General features: G+C 64.7%; 19 protein-coding genes. 17 read left to right on the top strand and 2 right to left on the bottom strand.

Going from position 1 to position 16,559, the window contains the following annotated elements:
• Positions 1–2: 2 nt before the first annotated feature.
• From WN72_RS28620 to WN72_RS28560, 13 genes are all read left to right on the top strand, one after another.
• Positions 3–1,220, top strand: coding sequence for a type II secretion system F family protein (locus WN72_RS28620; RefSeq protein WP_092217361.1), 1,218 nt, complete (start codon positions 3–5; stop codon positions 1,218–1,220).
• A gap of 16 nt (positions 1,221–1,236) precedes the next feature.
• On the top strand, positions 1,237–1,707 hold the full coding sequence (gene gspG, locus WN72_RS28615) for a type II secretion system major pseudopilin GspG (RefSeq protein ID WP_092217360.1): 471 nt from the start codon (positions 1,237–1,239) through the stop codon (positions 1,705–1,707).
• Positions 1,652–2,176: a prepilin-type N-terminal cleavage/methylation domain-containing protein gene (locus tag WN72_RS28610; RefSeq protein ID WP_092217359.1), complete on the top strand. Its 525-nt coding sequence runs from the start codon at positions 1,652–1,654 to the stop codon at positions 2,174–2,176. The genes gspG and WN72_RS28610 overlap by 56 nt, the downstream gene beginning before the upstream one ends.
• Positions 2,177–2,189: 13 nt before the next feature.
• Positions 2,190–2,549 carry a general secretion pathway protein GspI gene (locus WN72_RS28605; protein ID WP_231164052.1) on the top strand — a complete coding sequence of 120 codons (360 nt, stop codon included), beginning with the start codon at positions 2,190–2,192 and terminating at the stop codon, positions 2,547–2,549.
• Entirely contained in the window at positions 2,546–3,250 is a 705-nt protein-coding gene (locus WN72_RS28600) for a PulJ/GspJ family protein (protein WP_092217358.1), read from the top strand. The genes WN72_RS28605 and WN72_RS28600 overlap by 4 nt, the downstream gene beginning before the upstream one ends.
• Positions 3,251–3,252: 2 nt before the next feature.
• Positions 3,253–4,176 carry a type II secretion system minor pseudopilin gene (locus tag WN72_RS28595; protein ID WP_092217357.1) on the top strand — a complete coding sequence of 308 codons (924 nt, stop codon included), beginning with the start codon at positions 3,253–3,255 and terminating at the stop codon, positions 4,174–4,176.
• A complete protein-coding gene (locus WN72_RS28590) occupies positions 4,173–5,246 on the top strand; it encodes a PilN domain-containing protein (protein WP_027559763.1) in 1,074 nt (357 codons plus the stop codon). The genes WN72_RS28595 and WN72_RS28590 overlap by 4 nt, the downstream gene beginning before the upstream one ends.
• The gene (gspM, locus tag WN72_RS28585) at positions 5,243–5,800 is read left to right on the top strand and encodes a type II secretion system protein GspM (RefSeq protein ID WP_244553808.1); all 558 of its coding nucleotides are present in this window, start codon (positions 5,243–5,245) and stop codon (positions 5,798–5,800) included. Before WN72_RS28590 ends, gspM begins: the two co-directional genes overlap by 4 nt.
• Positions 5,801–5,920: 120 nt before the next feature.
• Positions 5,921–6,775, top strand: coding sequence for a hypothetical protein (locus tag WN72_RS28580; protein WP_143130659.1), 855 nt, complete (start codon positions 5,921–5,923; stop codon positions 6,773–6,775).
• Positions 6,776–7,153: 378 nt separating this feature from the next.
• The gene (locus WN72_RS28575) at positions 7,154–7,366 is read left to right on the top strand and encodes a hypothetical protein (protein WP_092217354.1); all 213 of its coding nucleotides are present in this window, start codon (positions 7,154–7,156) and stop codon (positions 7,364–7,366) included.
• Between the two features lie 428 nt (positions 7,367–7,794).
• On the top strand, positions 7,795–8,895 hold the full coding sequence (locus tag WN72_RS28570) for a polysaccharide biosynthesis/export family protein (protein ID WP_092217353.1): 1,101 nt from the start codon (positions 7,795–7,797) through the stop codon (positions 8,893–8,895).
• A gap of 164 nt (positions 8,896–9,059) precedes the next feature.
• Positions 9,060–9,464, top strand: a complete 405-nt coding sequence (locus WN72_RS47045; RefSeq protein WP_244553807.1) for a hypothetical protein — start codon at positions 9,060–9,062, stop codon at positions 9,462–9,464.
• 47 nt (positions 9,465–9,511) lie between these two features.
• Positions 9,512–10,348, top strand: a complete 837-nt coding sequence (locus WN72_RS28560) for a lytic transglycosylase domain-containing protein (protein WP_244553806.1) — start codon at positions 9,512–9,514, stop codon at positions 10,346–10,348.
• 66 nt (positions 10,349–10,414) lie between these two features.
• On the opposite strand, the gene WN72_RS28555 is transcribed toward WN72_RS28560, so the two are convergent.
• Both WN72_RS28555 and WN72_RS28550 read right to left on the bottom strand, forming a co-directional pair.
• Entirely contained in the window at positions 10,415–10,681 is a 267-nt protein-coding gene (locus WN72_RS28555) for a FecR/PupR family sigma factor regulator (protein ID WP_159073930.1), read from the bottom strand.
• Entirely contained in the window at positions 10,632–11,291 is a 660-nt protein-coding gene (locus WN72_RS28550; protein WP_092217352.1) for an RNA polymerase sigma factor, read from the bottom strand. The genes WN72_RS28555 and WN72_RS28550 overlap by 50 nt, the downstream gene beginning before the upstream one ends.
• 414 nt (positions 11,292–11,705) lie before the next feature.
• Between WN72_RS28550 and WN72_RS28545 the strand changes: the two genes are divergently transcribed.
• The 4 genes from WN72_RS28545 to WN72_RS28530 are packed head-to-tail and all read left to right on the top strand — an operon-like array spanning position 11,706 to position 16,500.
• Positions 11,706–13,400, top strand: a complete 1,695-nt coding sequence (locus WN72_RS28545) for a ShlB/FhaC/HecB family hemolysin secretion/activation protein (protein ID WP_244553805.1) — start codon at positions 11,706–11,708, stop codon at positions 13,398–13,400.
• On the top strand, positions 13,401–15,353 hold the full coding sequence (locus WN72_RS28540; protein ID WP_092217351.1) for a DUF2341 domain-containing protein: 1,953 nt from the start codon (positions 13,401–13,403) through the stop codon (positions 15,351–15,353). It abuts the gene before it with no gap.
• Between the two features lie 4 nt (positions 15,354–15,357).
• Entirely contained in the window at positions 15,358–15,762 is a 405-nt protein-coding gene (locus WN72_RS28535) for an ExbD/TolR family protein (protein WP_027559757.1), read from the top strand.
• Positions 15,763–15,783: 21 nt separating this feature from the next.
• Positions 15,784–16,500 carry an energy transducer TonB family protein gene (locus WN72_RS28530; protein ID WP_092217350.1) on the top strand — a complete coding sequence of 239 codons (717 nt, stop codon included), beginning with the start codon at positions 15,784–15,786 and terminating at the stop codon, positions 16,498–16,500.
• Positions 16,501–16,559: the final 59 nt, after the last annotated feature.

Below are 16,559 nucleotides of genomic sequence, written 5' to 3'. Positions count from 1 at the left end.
AGATGCCGAACTTCCGCTATCGCGCATTGACCCAGAAGGGCGAGGTCGTTTCCGGCTCGATCTCCGCGGCTGATCTCGCCGAGGTCGCGCAGCGCATCGAATATCTCGGTCTGGTCGCGATCGATGCCGGCCCTGAGGAGGAAACAAAGGGATGGTCGCTGTCGCTGGCCTCGCTGTCACTGTCGAAGCCGGGACCTGCGGACGTCACCATCTTCACCCGTGACCTCGCGTTGCTGTTGAAGGCGGGCGCGCGTCTCAACGACGCCCTCGAATTGCTCGCCAACGACATGGATGTCGGCCGGCTGCGTCCGGTCATCAATAACATCAAGAACTCCATCCTCTCCGGCGAGAGCTTTGCGGAAGCGCTCGCGCGCGAGCCGGTGCTGTTTCCGGCGATGTATGTCGCGTTGGTCAGGGTCGGCGAGATGTCCGGCGGGCTCGACCACATCCTGGAGACGCTCGGGGCCGAGCGCACGCGCGCCGAGGCCCTGCGCCGCAAGGTGACGGGAGCCTTGCAATATCCCGCGTTCGTGCTGCTCGCGGCCGGCGGCGTGCTGATCTTCTTCGTCACTTTCGTGCTACCGCAGTTCTCCGCGGTGCTGCGCGACTTCAACGCAAAGACCGATCCCGTGATCGAGGTCTTCCTTGCGCTTTCCGACATTTTGCGCGGCCATGGGTTCGAGGTTGGCGCGGTGGTCGGCATTGCCGTCATCGGCGGATGGCTGGCGTGGCGGAGGCCCGCCGTCCGTGCCCGCGTCGTGACCCAGCTGGCGCGGCTGCCGGTCATCTCGACCGTCGTGGAGTTTCATCGGGCCACGTTGTTCTCGCGCAATCTCGGCATTTTGCTCGGCAGCGGCGTGACGCTGACGGCAACGCTTCGCATCCTGGTCGACATCATGACAGCAACCGGCGACGTCCCGGCATGGGCGGCGATGGCCGACCGCGTCCGTCACGGCGGCAGGCTCGCCGATGCCCTGGCCGCCTCGGCCGTGCTGCCACCGGTCGCGGTGCGCATGCTGCGGCTTGGTGAGGAGACCGGCCAGCTGCCGACGCTGTCGGGCCGCGTCGCGGAATTCTACGAAGAGAAGCTGCAGCGGCAGCTCGATCGCGTCGTCGCCATCATCGGCCCGGCGGCGATCGTCCTGATCAGCGTCGTCGTCGGCGGATTGATCGTGTCGGTCATGACGGCGCTGCTGTCGGTCACTCAAGTTGTCGGATGAGCAGGGGAGGAGGCGCATGATCGGCTTTTCGCTGAGGGGCCTGTTCGCTTCGCCGGGGCGGCGTCGGCGCCGTCGCGGTGAGGAGGGCTTTACGCTGGTCGAGATGCTGGTCGTCATCACCATCATCGGCATGATCATGGCGCTGGTCGGCCCGCGGGTGCTCAACTATCTCAGCGAGTCACGCGTCAAGGCGGCCAAGATCCAGATCCAGAGTTTCAGCAGCGCACTCGACCTGTTCTACCTCGACGCCGGCCGCTTCCCGACCAGCTCGGAAGGGCTGGGCGCGCTCGCGCATCCGGTGAGCGGCGTGGCGTCCTGGAATGGACCTTACGTCAAGGGCGGCAGCGTTCCCAATGATCCATGGGGCAACCCTTATGTCTACAAGCAACCCGCCGAGAGGGACCCTTACGAAATTCGTTCGCTCGGCTCGGATGGCCAGGAAGGCGGGACGGGAACCGCTGGAGATATCTCCTCGGCGGCGAAGTAGCTTCGACAGCGGGGAAGCGGGGTTCACCCTGCTCGAGATGGTTTGCGTTCTCGCGATCACGGCGCTGCTCGTCGCGATCTCGCTTCCGCGAATGCCGCTGGCCACGTCGCGTCCCAAGCTGGAAGCTTACGCGATCCAGATCGCAACGTTGCTGAAGGCCGACCGCAATGCGGCGATGGGACGCCGGCTTTCGGTCCGCGCCGTGGTCGATGCGCCCGGGCGAACCGTTCGGGCCGGCTCGCGTGCGGGATTTGTCAAGGTGCCGGACGACGTCGTGTTCGATGCGCTGCTGCCGCAGCGCTGCAATGGTCGGGAGGTTGCCTCGGCCATTACGTTTCTGCCGAGCGGAATGTCTTGCGGCGGAGTCATACGGCTGACGCGGTTCGGCAGCGGGTTCGACGTGCGGGTGAACTGGTTGACGGGAGGGGTGGACATTGTCGCGCAGGATGTCGTCCAGGCGGCACAGTGAGGCCGGCTTCACGATGATCGAGGCGGTGGTTGCGCTCGCGATGCTGTCCATCGTGCTGGCGGCAATCGGCTCGCTGGTGGCCCGGAACGTACGCGGCGCGCAGCAGCTCGAGCAGCACACCGCGCTGATGCAGACGGCGCGTCTGATCGCGTCCCGTCTGCCGCAGGAGGGCCAACCGCTTCCGACTGAACTGGCGGGCCGGGAAGCCGGCTATCGCTGGCAGATGCGGATATCGCCGTTCGTGGATGCGGACACGGCGATTCCGGACTCGCCGTTTGTTCCGCAGCGAGTCGAGTTGCGCGTGCAATCGCCAACCGGGGCGATCGTCGCGCTCGAGACCGTGCGCCTGCAATATCGGGACGGGCGCCAATGAGCCCGTCGCTCGTTCGGATGTGGAGGTCGAATGCGGGCTTCACCATGTTCGAGGCTCTCGTCGCCCTGGCGCTGATGGGGCTGGTTCTCGGCGTGCTGGCAAGCGTGACAGGAGGATGGTTGCCACCCTGGAATCGTGGCCTGCTCCAGACTCAGCGCAATGAGCAGGTCACGATCGCCCTCGATCGCCTGGCCGCGGACCTGTCTGCGGCCGAGTTTGTGACGCCGAACCGGGACAGCACCGCTGCCTTGTTCCGTGGCGATGAGTCCTCGATCGTGTTCGTGCGCTCGGCGCTTGGCCCGAACAACCGTCCGGGCCTGGAGATCGTGCGCATTGCCGAGACGGCCGATCGCACCGGGCGGGCGCTGGTGCGGGCCCAAGCGCCCTTCGTCTTGCTGCCGAGCGGTGATCCTGCGGTCGATCCGATACCGTTCAGGGACCCCGTCGTGTTGCTGCGCGCGCCGCTTCGTATCACCTTCGCCTACGCCGGCCCTCGTGGTGACTGGTTCGCCAATTGGCCTGCCTGGGCAGGCCTGCCGACGACGGTGCGTTTCGACCTTCATGACGCCGAAGGAGCGATCGTGCTTTCGACCGCAACGCGCGTCCGCGCCAACACGGCGGCACCTCAGTCGGAGCCGGTCAGTGATGCTCGCCCTGGCGATAGCCAGGCGGCAAATAACAACGCCATCGGGGTCAGGTGACCATGAACCGTTCAAAGGTCGGCTTGAGGATGAGCGAGCGCGGTTTCATCGTGGTGGCGACGCTCTGGCTGCTCGCCGCCCTGGCCGGGTTGATTCTGGTGGGCTCGCTGTACATGACGCAATCGGCGATCGCGCTCAGCGCGTTCGATGCAGCCACGCAGCTGCAAATGATATCGACGGGAGGCGTCGAGCTGGCTGCGTACCAGCTCTCCGGTGTCGCGCCGGAGGCACGCCCATCTCGGGGCAGCTTCACCTTCCGGCTCGCGAACGCAAGGGTAGCGGTCGAGTACCAGTCGGAGGCGGCGCGCATCAATCTGAACATGGCGCCTCGATCCTTTATCGCGGGCCTGTTTGCAGCCCTCGGCGTCGGGTCGGACGCGGCCGGCCAGCTTGCCGATCGGGTGGCGGCGTGGCGGAATCCGCCAAGGCAAAATTTCCAGGACGAAGAGGACTCCCGCTACGCCGCTGCCGGCTTGAAGTACCGGCCGCGCCACGCAGCCTTCAGCAATATCGACGAGCTCTCGCTCGTCATGGGAATGCCTCCGGAGCTGGTGGAGCGCGCGCGGCCGTACCTGACATTGTACAGCGGCATGGCCGGCATCAACGTCCTGGAGGCCGCTCCGGAAGTCCTCGCCGCGCTTCCCGACATGACCTCCGCGAAGGCCGATGCATTCCTCAATCAGCGCGACTCCTTGTCTTCGAACGATCCGGATTTCGTCCTGGGTATTCTCGGCGGCAGGGTGGCCGGCGCCACGGTGGCGGTAGGCAATGCCTACCGCATTCGCATGCGCATCATTCTTCCCGACGGCCGGGACAGCAGGTCGGAAGGGGTCATCATGCTTCCCGATCGAGGCACGAAGAGCGCCTACCGGGTGTTCACATGGCGAGACGAGATCGACCCGTCGACAGGAGGGGCGCAGAGATGAGCGTCGTCAGTGAAATCACGGCAGCGTTGTCGTTATGGATCGACTCTGTTGCCGCTGTCGTAAGCGCGCGGCTCGTCAATGTGAAACCGGTTCGCCGGATCGAAGTCGCCGAGGACGAGTCCGGCGCCTTCTCCATGCGTCTTGCGCCGAGAACGAAGGTTGCAGACGGCGATCTCTCCCCCTGCCGCGTCGACGTCAGCGATGGCACCGTCAGCGGTCCGCTTTCGCCGCAATGGGCGGCCGCGGTGCGGGGGGGCGTGGTCGAGTTGCGGCTGCAGCCGTCCCGCTTTGTTTTCCGCCCCATCGAGCTGCCGAGCCGCGCCGCCGAGTTCCTCGACGGCATCATTCGTGCTCAGATTGATCGCATCACGCCCTGGGCCCCCAGCGAGGCGCTCTTCCACTGGACGCCCCCTCAAGGCATTGCCGGCGACCGCATCGAAACGACGGTGGTGGCCACCGGACGCGCCGCGGCCTCGTCTCTCGTGCAGGCATTCTCCGACCTGGGAGCAGCAGGCGTCGAGATCGTGACCGGGACACCCGAGCACGGCCGGATTACGGTCCTCGATCAGCGGAGCGGCAAGCAGGCGGAAAATCGCCGGGTCCGCACCGCCCTGGTCGCAGGTCTCGCAGCGACTGCTCTGCTGGCGATGCTGTCGCTCGGGTTCGGCGGTTTCGTCGCCGACTCCTACGACGCGCAGCAGCAGCGAACCCAGCAGCGGATCGCGGAACGGCGCGCGGTGATGCGCGGCAATCAGGCCGGCTCGGGCGGCAGCCCGCTCGACCTGTTGATCCGGCGCAAGCAGGGCTCGCCCTCCAGCGTGCTCGTCATCGAAGCGCTGTCGGCGCTGTTGCCTCAGGATACTTACGCGACCGAGGTCCGGATCGAGGGCGACAAACTGCAGATCGTTGGCGTCACCCGCGACGCGCCATCGCTGATTTCGATCCTGGAGCAGTCACCACACTTTTCCAGCGCGGGTTTCTTCGCGCCGACGACGCACGCCACCAACGAGTCTGGCGAGCGTTTTCACATCGAAGCCAAGCTCAAGCCTTATTTCGGGTCCGGTACATGATCAGCATGCCGCGGGTTGAATCCCTTCTCGTACGATTTCCGATCGCGGCGGCGGCCGCCTACGTCGCCCTGATCGTGATGTTCCTGTTCATCACGATCAGCACGACGCTCGACGTCCTGGAGCGACGTGGAGCGGCAGGGGCCGCCCTGGAAATCCTCGAGCGCCTGGACGCGCGCGGTCCGGGACGTGCCCCGGCGGCGCAGGCTGCCGTCAGTGTCCCGCCGGGCTCGCCATTCATCGAGGGCGGGACCGCCTCGCTTGCCGGCGCCGCGCTGCTGCAACGCCTCGTGACGGCGACGAAGCGGGTGAACGGCAACACGCTGTCGTCCCAGGTCGATGTTCAGGGCTCGAAATCCAAGGCAGGCTTCATTACGGCGACCTCGAACTTTGAGATCGATCCCGCCCAGCTCCAGCCGCTTCTGTATGATCTCGAAGCGGGAATGCCGTTTCTGTTTGTCGACGAGCTGGTCGTGCAGGCGCCGTCGGCGTCGACGCAGGGCGGCAAGCTGCGTGTGCTGCTTGGTGTGTCCGGACAGCGGCAGGGCCAGAAATGAACAATGCGGGGCTCAGCAGACGCCCGGCGCGCGCTCGTTATCTGTCGGATGTCGCATTTCGATGTCGCTTGATCGGATCGTTATGTTAGCGCTATGATGATAATGTCACAATTACGAGAGATGCAAACGTTATTGCTCGCCTCCATGTTCCCCCTGGAGAAAGGCGCGGAAATGCGCGCTCTGGCCTTGCTGATTGGTTTGGTGCTGATCGGTAACGCCGAAGCGCTGGCCACGAACGCGCCGCTGACGGTCGATGCCCAGACCATCGATCAGAGCGGCGGCGATTTGTTCGCACCGAGGCCGGTTGTGGCGGCACCCGCCAGCACTGCGCCGCCAGCGTCGCAGCCGAGTGCGATTGCTGTTACGACTGCGCCTCCGGTCGAGCACATCACGAGCGGCAATCCGCTATGGGCGATTCCTCTCGCGCGTCTGACGGCTTCGCGCGATCAGCCATTGTTTGCACCGTCGCGGCGTCCGGCGCCGCCGCTGGAGATGATCAGGCCCGTGGCGGCGCCGGTCGGTCCACCCCCCAAGCCGCCAGAACCTGAGAAGCCCGAGCTCTCCTTGCTTGGCACAGTTGCAGGGTCGCGCGAACGGATTGGCCTGTTCATCGATTCCGCAAGCAAGGAAGTTCTGCGCCTGAAGGCGGGCGAAGACCATCGGGGATGGACGCTGCGTAGTGTCCGCCCCCGTCAAGTCGAACTGGCGAAGGGGCTGGATAATGCGATCCTCGATTTGGCACCCCCCGATCTCAAGCCAGGGCCATCCGCACCAATGCTTGCCGGGACGGCCGCGCCAATGGCCGCTCCGGGAACGGCAATGACAGCGTCCGCCGCATCGTCGCCGCCAGCGGCTCTCGTCAACGCAATCAAAGCGACAGGCTCGCTTCAAACATTGACGAGCGCTGGCGTTCAACGCGCACTACAGGTGCCCCAACCACCTGGAAGTCCGGGCATACAGCAGAGGCCTCGCTAGGTGAAACTCGGGTTGACGCGCAGACCCGCGCCTTTTAGCGATGCGCACGAAACAGCTCGACGCAGGCGAATGCAGGATTGCGATGCTGGAGCCCATCGAAAGCTGCGCCGCTGGTGCGACCAACGGCCGCGTAATGCTGCCGGGACGCGAAAGCCAACTCGTCCGAGATTGTTGCGCTTGCCACGTAATGACCGCCTTTCGCCCAACATAACGGCCGCTTTCCATCTTAAATTTGAAGTCATTTTTTAATGTTGGTCACAGCAACGATAAGAAACATTCTTACAAGGATGGGAAATAGGCATCGCGTAGCGGGCAGTGGGCTGCTGCTTGTGCAGACGTTTAAAGCCGAGTCTGTGTTTGTAGTTTTTGGGGGTTGAAATGCGCGCGACAAATGCGATCGATTTGGCTTGCCTAAAGTCCGCGTGTTCAGAGTCGAACGAGAACGTATACAGCCTCGGTCTGAAGCAAGACGAAAGCAGCAGACTTCGCCGCATCGAAAACCTCAAGCTTGAGAACGCGCTACTGATGCGCATGGTCGAGGAAACCCGGATCGACATCGCGCGCCTGCGCGAGCTGCTGTCCGTGGTGTGACGGCCAAGACTTTTCTGGTCGGCTAATTCGCGCCGTCGGCCGCATGGGCGGCCGCGGCGACCGGCAGGCAAGACAGCCAAGCGGACCTGATCGGACTGGTGCTCGCCGATAGGCGGGCCCCACCGCCCGCATCCTTGCGCGCCGCGCTGGCGGCTTCCTTTGCGGCCGCTCCATGCGGGACGTCCCGCACGCACCCTCCGAACAATGTTGTGCGTCTTGTTTTCGTGGTCGCCGCGCGTGCGGCGTCTATGAAGCAGGAACCACATTCTGATCCGCGCTTCTCTGCGGAGAGCGTGCCGTCGCGCCGTGTACGCGCGGCGAACGGTACTTCGGCTGGGTACGAAACGGTCATGCGATTGAGAAACTACCTGGCGATCGCATGCTGTCTCATCTGCTCCCCTCTGCTCGGTGGCTGCGGATTCATTTCGATGTCAGGGCCGGCCAGCATCGACGTCAAGGCCGAGAATACGACCGTGCTGCCGTTCGCCGTCGTCAAGCTGACGCCCGACATCGTGCATCTGCTCGAGAAGTTCGAACCCAGCGGATTGCCTGGAGCTCTGTCCGACAGTCGTCCTCCCTCGAGCATTCGCTTCGGCATCGGCGACATCGTCAGCGTTACGATCTTCGAAGCCTCCGCCGGCGGCTTGTACGTGCCGCTCGAGGCCGGCGTGCGACCGGGCAATTTCGTGAGCCTCCCCGATCAGGCCGTCGATAACGACGGAAATATCACGGTGCCCTATGCCGGCCGGATACGCGCGGCGGGACGCACCAACGTGCAGATCCAGGATGATATCCTGGCGCAGATCAAGAAGCGTGCGATCGATCCGCAGGTCGTCGTCACATCGAGCCAGCAGCGGTCGTCGCTGGTCAGCGTGTTCGGCGAGGTCAGGACGCCGGTGCGCTTCCCCATGCCGGCGGCGGGTGCGCAGGACCGGATCACCGATGCAATCACCCGCGCCGGCGGCATCAGCGGCGCCGGCTGGGAGACCTGGGTGGTCCTGGAGCGCAACGGCAAGCGCGCCACGGTGCCATTTGGCAATCTGGTCTATTTCCCCGCGAGCAACATCTTCGTGCAGCCGGGCGATCGAATTTATCTCTATCGCGAGCCGATGAAATTCGTTGCCTTTGGCGCGACCGGCCAGCAGGGCGAGTTCAATTTCGACGCCTGGCGCATCAATCTCACCCAGGCGGTCGCGAAGGCCGGCGGGCTGCTCGACTTGCAGGCCGACCCTGCCTCGGTCTTTCTCTACCGCCGCGAGCCGCGCGACGTGGCAAAGCAGCTCGGGATCGACTGCTCGAAATACGACGGCGATACCGTCCCGGTCGTGTTCAACGTCAATTTCCAGGACCCGGCGGGGTATTTTGTCGCCACCAAGATGCAGATGCGTCCGTTTGACGTGCTCTACGCCGCCAATGCACCGGCGGCGGACATCACCAAGGTCCTGAACTTCATCAACACCGCCGTCGTGACCGCCGACGATGGAGTGACCCTCGTCAATGACATCAAGGTGGTTCGAAGCAAGCTCTGAGCGACGGCGGGTACAGATGGGAGTGCCTCGTTTCATATCGAGACAAGTCGGTTTCGACGAGTTATGATAATGTGGGATTCTCATACGGTATCGGCTGGTCGGCAATGTTGTCCCCACGCGGGGCGACGAGAGAAAAGCGCGCTGGCTATTGGAGGCTTCGCAGCATGGGCGATGCTCTATCAGGGTTCAGATTTGCGAGCGGTAGCGGGCTTGTCGCCTGTGTCGTCGCCGTCATGACGGTCTCGGCGATGGCTCAGTCGCCTGGTCCGGCTGAACGGCGTGAGAGCACGGTCATCGGCGGCCAGCCGAGCGGCTCGACGCTTCATCGCTGCGTCGATGTGCAGATCGGAGGCGACAGCGCGTTCGGCTGTCTGAACGAGAAGCTTCGGCGCGAGGTGGACAAGGTCAATCCGACGCTCAACCTGCCGCCGATCGACGCGCGCTCGTCCGACGTGCGGGTCGGCAACGCGAATGAAGCAGCCGTGCGCCAGCAATACGGCTCGAACTACGGTCGCTCCGTCATTCCCTATCGTCCGCCGCCGATTTCGAACGTGCTGCCGCATCGATGATGTCGAAGCCGTCTCCGCGCGCGACGTCGATTGGGGCCACATGCCGATTGTGGTCGTCGGCCGCGCTGTGTCTGCTCATCGCTCTGAACGGGCAGGCGAGGGCGGAAGACGACGAAAGTGGCGGCAAGCAGGAGATCAGCGAAGTCACGGCTTCCCCAACGGAGACGGACGAGAGCGTACTCGAACCCCTGGTGCTCGAGCCGTTTGCACCGCGACCGCTCACGGCCGCCGATTTTCCGCCGGCAAATCCGCTTCTCGCCGGCTCCACATACGCCAATTCCACGTATCGGACGAGCGCACTGTTCGGCCGCGACTGGCGCGCCGGGCGGGCGCAATACCGCCAGCTCATCGAGCGTGAATCGCTCGCCTTCGGCCTTCCGCCCGCCCTCGTGGATGCCGTCATGGCGGTCGAGAGCCGCTACAATACAGCCGTGGTCGGAATGGATGGCGAGGTTGGATTGATGCAGGTGATGCTGCCGACCGCGCGGATGATGGGCTTTACCGGAACGTCAGCGGAGCTTGCCACGCCCGACGTCAATGTGCATTACGGTGTCCGCTATCTCGCGGGAGCCTGGCGTCTCGCTCACGGCGATCTCTGCACCGCGACCATGAAGTATCGCGCCGGCCATGGCGAGACGCGCTTTTCGTTTCTGTCGGTCGAGTACTGCACGCGTGTCCGCGCCCATCTGACCGCCAACGGCGTTCCGGTCACCGGCTCCGTGCCGCAGCCGACATTCGGCCGATCTCCTGCGCTCGGCCGGGCTCCGGCCGGGGCAGCCACGCGCGGTCGCGTGCTGTCGGGGACAGGCGCTATCAACTTTGCCGAGCTCAATACGCGCCTGCGCAGCGCGGCCGAGCGAAAGTCGCCGTCCGATCTGCGCTGACAGGATATTTGCCGAACAGGATATTTGCTGAAGACGACCGGCGGCCTGGAAATCAGGCCTGTCGTCTCATGCGCGCTTCTTGCTTCGCGATGGACGCCGCCGCCGCACGGCGGCGGGGGCCGGGCGGCTGGTCGCCAGCGCCTGGCCGATGGCCTGCCAGCATTTCACGGCATCACGGAAGGCGTGCTCGTGGGCAGAGCTCTTGCCGCGCCAATCCATCAGTTGCTCGGCGTCCGCAATCGTGGCCTCGCCCGACTTGAGGCGCAGGATCCACGACAGTGCCTCACGGATTAAGGGATCTAAGTGATCGACCTGATGGTTTCGCTTCGTCACAATCCAGCGCTTTCCCGCCCATGCCGGTCATGAGCGGATGGCCCCGATCGACATATCTCTGTAGGTGAGACGATGCAACGCGCTGAAAACCGAATTTGCTGCGGGCGGGACGTTTGAGGCGGTCGGCGCAATGCTCGACTGCCTGCTTGAGATCGGTCTCGACGGTCCGAACCGTCACACCGAGAAGTGCGGCGATCTCCCGGTTCGGCAATCCCTCGATGCGCGACATCATCAGGACGCGGCGCCGGCGCTCTGGAAGCTCGGCAATCGCGCGCTTGAGCAGTTCGACCTCGGAGCGGTCCTCGATCACGCGAGCTGCGTCCGGCCGGTCATCGGGAATCTCGAGCAGGCTGTCGACCTCGTCCGCGGTGAGGCGGCGCTTTTCGGCGCGGCGGCGATCGGTGGCGATGTTGAGCGCGATGCGAAACAGATAGGCCTTGGGGCTGCGCACCGGTCCGATTTCCCGCATGCCGGAGAGACGGAGATAAGTCTCGTTGAGCGCCTCGGAGGCGAGGTCGGGCGAGCCGAGACGGCGCGTCAGCCGCCGATCGAAATCGACATATTCGGCGAGCAGCAAGCTGCGCAGGCTCGAGATGCTATCGTTAGTCATGTTACGCCCCACTTATTAAGCCCCGAATTTTTTTAAGCCCCGAATTTTTGCGGGACCGTAGTGAGGCCGCACAACGATAATGTGACGAGTTGTTATTGAGTATCGATCATCTCACGATAGTTGCGTTATGTTGCGAGGAATCATCACATCAAGCGAAGCGTCGTGCGATGAGCGCGAGAATCTTTTCGCGTCGACTGCGAGCGCGACGTCTATCGGGTAAGGCCCGGCCGACTGGCTGTCCCGGTTGGTTCGGGCTGTCCGAATATCTATGCGGCAGCGACGAGCTGGCCGCAATGCGAGCATGAAATCGAGGCTTAGGTGAATTCGCGTGATCTGCACGAGAGGCGCGCACGCCGCCATACGCCGCTTCGGTTGCGCGCCGCACGGAGAGGCCGGGCGGTCGTCGCATGCGTCTTGCGGCTCTCAATCTGCGGTCTGGTGATCTGCGCGACATGTGCGAGACCGGCGGCGGCGAAGCCCGAGGCCAATGCCGGGAAGCCTGCTGCAGCAAAGCCTGCGGCCGCGCCGGCAGAGACCGCGCCGGCCAAAGGTGCCGCCGATGCCGCAAAGCCGGCAGCTCCGGAAGCTCGTTTCGACATCGACGAGTTTCGCATCGAAGGAGCGGACAATCTGCCGCAGATCGAGGTCGAGGCCGCGGTCTATCCTTTTCTCGGCCCGCACAAGAGCGCGCAGGACGTCGAGAAGGCGCGCGCCGCGGTGGAGAAGGCCTATCACGATAAGGGTCTTCAGACCGTGACCGTGGCCGTCCCCCAGCAGGATGCGCAGCGCGGCTTCATCGTGCTCAAGGTCGCCGAGAACCGGGTCGGACGTTTGCGCGTGAAGGGCTCCCGCTATTTCGACCTCAAGAACATCAAGGACAACGCTCCTTCGCTGAAGGAAGGAACGTTGCCGAACTTCCAGGACGTGACCAAGGACATCGTCGCACTCAATCGCTGGTCGGACCGGCGCATCACGCCGGCGCTGCGGGCGGGTGTCGCGCCGGGAACGGTCGATGTCGATCTCAACGTCGAGGACACCTATCCGCTGCATGGCAGCATCGAGCTCAACAACAAGCAGAGCCCGAGCACCACTCCGCTGCGGGCCAGCGTCTCAATGCACTACGACAACCTTTGGCAGCTCGGCCACTCCATGACCTGGACCTACCAGGTCGCGCCGATGAATCCGAAGGACGCGATGGTCGTCTCCGGCTCGTATCTGGCGCGCACGGAGATCGATTGGCTCAGCGTTCTCGTCTATGGCCTCGTTTCCGACAGCTCGGTGGCGACGGTCGGAGGCGCAAACGTCGTTGGTCCCGGCCAGGTCGTCGGTGGTCGCGCCGTCCTGACATTGCCGTCGAGGGGCGATCTGTTCCAGACGCTGTCGCTCGGCGTCGACTACAAGGACTTCAAGCAGACGCTCCAGCTCGGCAGCGATGCCTTCAGCTCCCCCGTGACCTATGTGCCGCTCGTCGGCACTTACGGCGCGACCTGGCAGGGCGACGGGCATCTCACGCAGCTCAATGCGACGGTTACCACCGGCTTGCGCGGCATCGGCTCGAACCGCGACGAGTTCGACGCCAAGCGCTTCGACGCGACCGCGAGCTTCATCACGCTGCGTGCCGACATCTCGCACACCCAGGATTTCGCCGGCGGCTTCCAGCTCTACGCCAAGCTCCAGGGCCAGGCGGCGGATCAGCCGCTGGTATCCAGCGAGCAGTTTAGCCTCGGCGGCCAGGACACAGTGCGCGGCTATCTCGAATCCGAGGTGCTCGGCGACTATGGCGTCGCCGGAACGCTGGAGCTGCGCACGCCTAACCTCGCGCAGTACATGCAGCAGAAGTTGCCCAATCCGCTCGGCGATCCCATCAAGTACAACGCGTTCGACGATTGGCGCTTCTTTGCGTTCGTCGATGGCGGCAATGCCAGGATCCACGAGCCACTGACGGACCAGCAGTCGCATTTCGATCTGGCGAGCTATGGCGTCGGCATGCGCATGAAGACGCTTCGTTATCTCAACAGCATCGTTTTCGTCGGCGTTCCGCTGACCAGCCAGCAGGTCACCGTCGCCAATCATCCGCGGTTCAGCTTTCGGGTCTGGGGAGAATTCTAGATGTCGCTCCTTCGTTTTGGATCACGTCCCGGATTTCGCCTGAGCGCGCCGGTGATGCTCGCTCTCGTCTTCCTCGCGGCGCTGTGGCCGAGCCCGGCATCGGCGTGGTGGAACGATCAGTGGACGCTGCGCAAGAAGATCACCATCGACACCGGTCAGTCCGGTGCCGGCGTCAGCGACGCGATCGGCACGACGCCGATCCTGGTCCGGCTCCACGTCGGCAATTTCCGCTTTGGCGCGGCCAAGGAGGACGGCGGCGATCTCCGCTTCGTCGCCGGTGACGACAAGACACCGCTCAAGCACCATGTCGAGAAATACGACTCGCTGCTCGGCGAGGCACTGGTGTGGGTCAGCGTTCCCGATCTGAAGCCGGGGACCAAGAACGACATCTGGCTCTACTACGGAAACCAGAAGGCGCCGGCCGCAGTCGACGCCAAGGGGACCTACGATCCGGACACGCTGCTGGTCTATCACTTCAACGACCGCGCGACGCCGGCGCAGGACATCACGGCCTGGGCGAACTCCGCGCAGAACGCGGTGCCTGCGGCCGACGGTGCCATCATCGGGCAGGGCGCGCGCCTTGACGGTCAGACTGCGCTCACGCTTCCAGGCTCGCCGTCGCTCGTCGTCGCCGAGGGCGGCGAGCTCACCTGGTCGATCTGGGTCAAGATGACCGCGCCGCAGCCGGGCGCCGTGTTGTTCTCCCGCACCGAGGGCGCGAACGGGCTGACGGTCGGACTGGACAACGGCGTCGCGTTCGTCGAGGTCGCGAACGGCGGCAACACCCAGCGCGCCGCCGGCGGCGCCGCGATCGCGGCCGCGACCTGGCACCATGTCGCCTTCACGGCCAAGGGCGGCCAGATCACGCTCTATGTCGACGGCAATCAGACCGCAGCGCTCGCGGCTGGCTTGCCCACCATGACCGGTGGGGCGCAACTCGGTGCTGCCGCCAGCGGCGCGGGAGCGGCTCCGGCTGCGGATGCTGCGGCCAATCCGGCCGCGCCCGCAGGCGATGCTGCTCAGACGCCGGCGCCGGCTCCGGTCGGCGCGGCTGCCGGATTTGCCGGCGACATCGATGAATTCCAGATCGCGAAGATTGCGCGCCCAGCCGGCTTCATCAAGCTCGCGGCGATCGGGCAGGGGCCCGAGCAGGCCAAGCTGATCTCGTTCAGCGTCGATGAGGAAACCTCGGGCTGGTTCAGCGGCGGCTATTTCGGCGTGATCCTGCGCTCGGTGACGCTCGACGGCTGGGTCGTCATCGGCCTGCTCGCGATCATGGCGTTCATCAGCTGGTACGTCATGGTCGACCGCGTCTCGTACCTGAACAGGGTTGCGCGCGGCAACGAGATCTTTCTCAAGCACTTCCGAGAGACCTCGACCGACATCAGCGGTCTGCTTCAGCTCGACAGTCAGGAGAATGATCCGAGCTTCGGCGGCGAGCTCGGAAAGAAGCAGCGCAAATGGGTGCATGCCGCGCCGCTCTATCGCATATTCGCGGCCGGCGCGCAGGAAATTCGCAAGCGCTTTGCGGGTGGTGGCTATCGCCGGCTGTCGCCGCAGGCGATCCAATCGATCCGCGCCGTGCTCGACAGCGGCTTCGTGCGGGAGAGTCAGCGCCTCAACCGGTTGATGGTGATGCTCACCATCGCGATCTCCGGCGGCCCGTTCCTTGGCCTGCTCGGCACCGTCGTCGGCGTCATGATCACCTTCGCGGCGATCGCGGCCAGCGGCGACGTCAACGTCAACGCCATTGCGCCAGGCATCGCAGCCGCCCTGGTCGCCACCGTCGCGGGCCTCGGCGTCGCGATCCCATCGCTGTTTGCCTACAACTACCTGACGATCCGCATCAAGGACGTCTCCAGCGAGATGCAGGTCTTCGTCGACGAGTTCATCACGCGGATCGCGGAGTCCTATGAACTGCCGGACGAGCCGGTGAAGCAGGCGGCGGAGTGAAACCATGCAAGTCCAATCCGAGAGCAAGCCGTACGACGACATCAACATCACGCCGATGCTCGATCTCGCTTACGTGCTGCTGGTGATCTTCATCATCATGACCACGGCGACGGTGCAGGGCATGAAGGTGAACCTGCCGAAGGCGAGCGCAGCGCCGTCACTGGCGCAGCAGACCACCAAGGCGATCACGGTCGCCAATGACGGCAAGCTGTTCCTCGATACCATCCCCGTGACGCTGCCCGAGCTCGAGCAGCGGCTGGTGCAACAGCGCGCGCTGACGCCGGAGTTTCCGATCGTGGTGCGCGGCGATGCCCAGACCCAGTACCAGAACGTCGTCGACGTGCTCGATATGCTCGGCCGCCTGAACTTCACCCAGGTCGGCATGGCGACGAAGCCGGTGGCGCGGTGAACCTGGCTGCATGTGACGCCGATGGACCAGCGCGACAACAGCAACGAGAGCGAGGGACCGGCCTGGCGGCGCTATCTGCTGCTGGGCGGCGGCGGTCTGCTCGTCGTTGCGCTCATGGTCGGCGGCATCATGGTCGTGATGAGCGGCGACAAGAATCCGCCGCGCAAGGTGAACGAGCTTCAGGTCACGATGATCCTGCCGCCGCCGCCACCTCCACCTCCGCCGCCGCCTCCACCGGAGCAACAGCCCGAACAGAAGATGGTCGAGCAGACGCCGGTCAAGCAGGAGATGATCGAGGAGAAGCCGATCGACATCCCCAAGGAAGCACCGCCGGATGCGCCGAGCGATGCCAACGACAGTCCGCCATCGCTCGAAGCCAACACCACGGGTCCAGGGACGCTGAAGGGTGGCAAGGGCGGCCTCATCGGAGGCGGCGGCGGTGGTGGCGGCGGAAGCAGCAAATGGGGCTGGTACGCCAGCATCGTGCAGGCGCAGATCGAGGCCGCGCTGCGCGCGAACGACAAGACGCGTCACGCCGTGATGCGGGTCAGGGTCCGGCTATGGCCGGATGCGACCGGCCGGATCACCCGCGTTCAGCTGGTGTCCTCGACCGGCAACAGCGAGCTCGACGCGGTGATCCGCGATCAGGTCCTCAGCGGCATGACCTTGCGCGAGCCGCCGCCGAGGGAAATGCCGATGCCGATCGTGATGCAGGTCACGGCGCGCAGTCCGGGCTGAGAAGACCGCGGAACGGAGAGAGCCGTCCGCGCAAACGAGTTTGAGAGTGAAGAAGGGTC

Source organism: Bradyrhizobium arachidis, from assembly GCF_015291705.1.
Classification (GTDB): Bacteria; Pseudomonadota; Alphaproteobacteria; order Rhizobiales; family Xanthobacteraceae; genus Bradyrhizobium; species Bradyrhizobium arachidis.
This window is presented reverse-complemented; position numbering and strand designations above follow the sequence as displayed.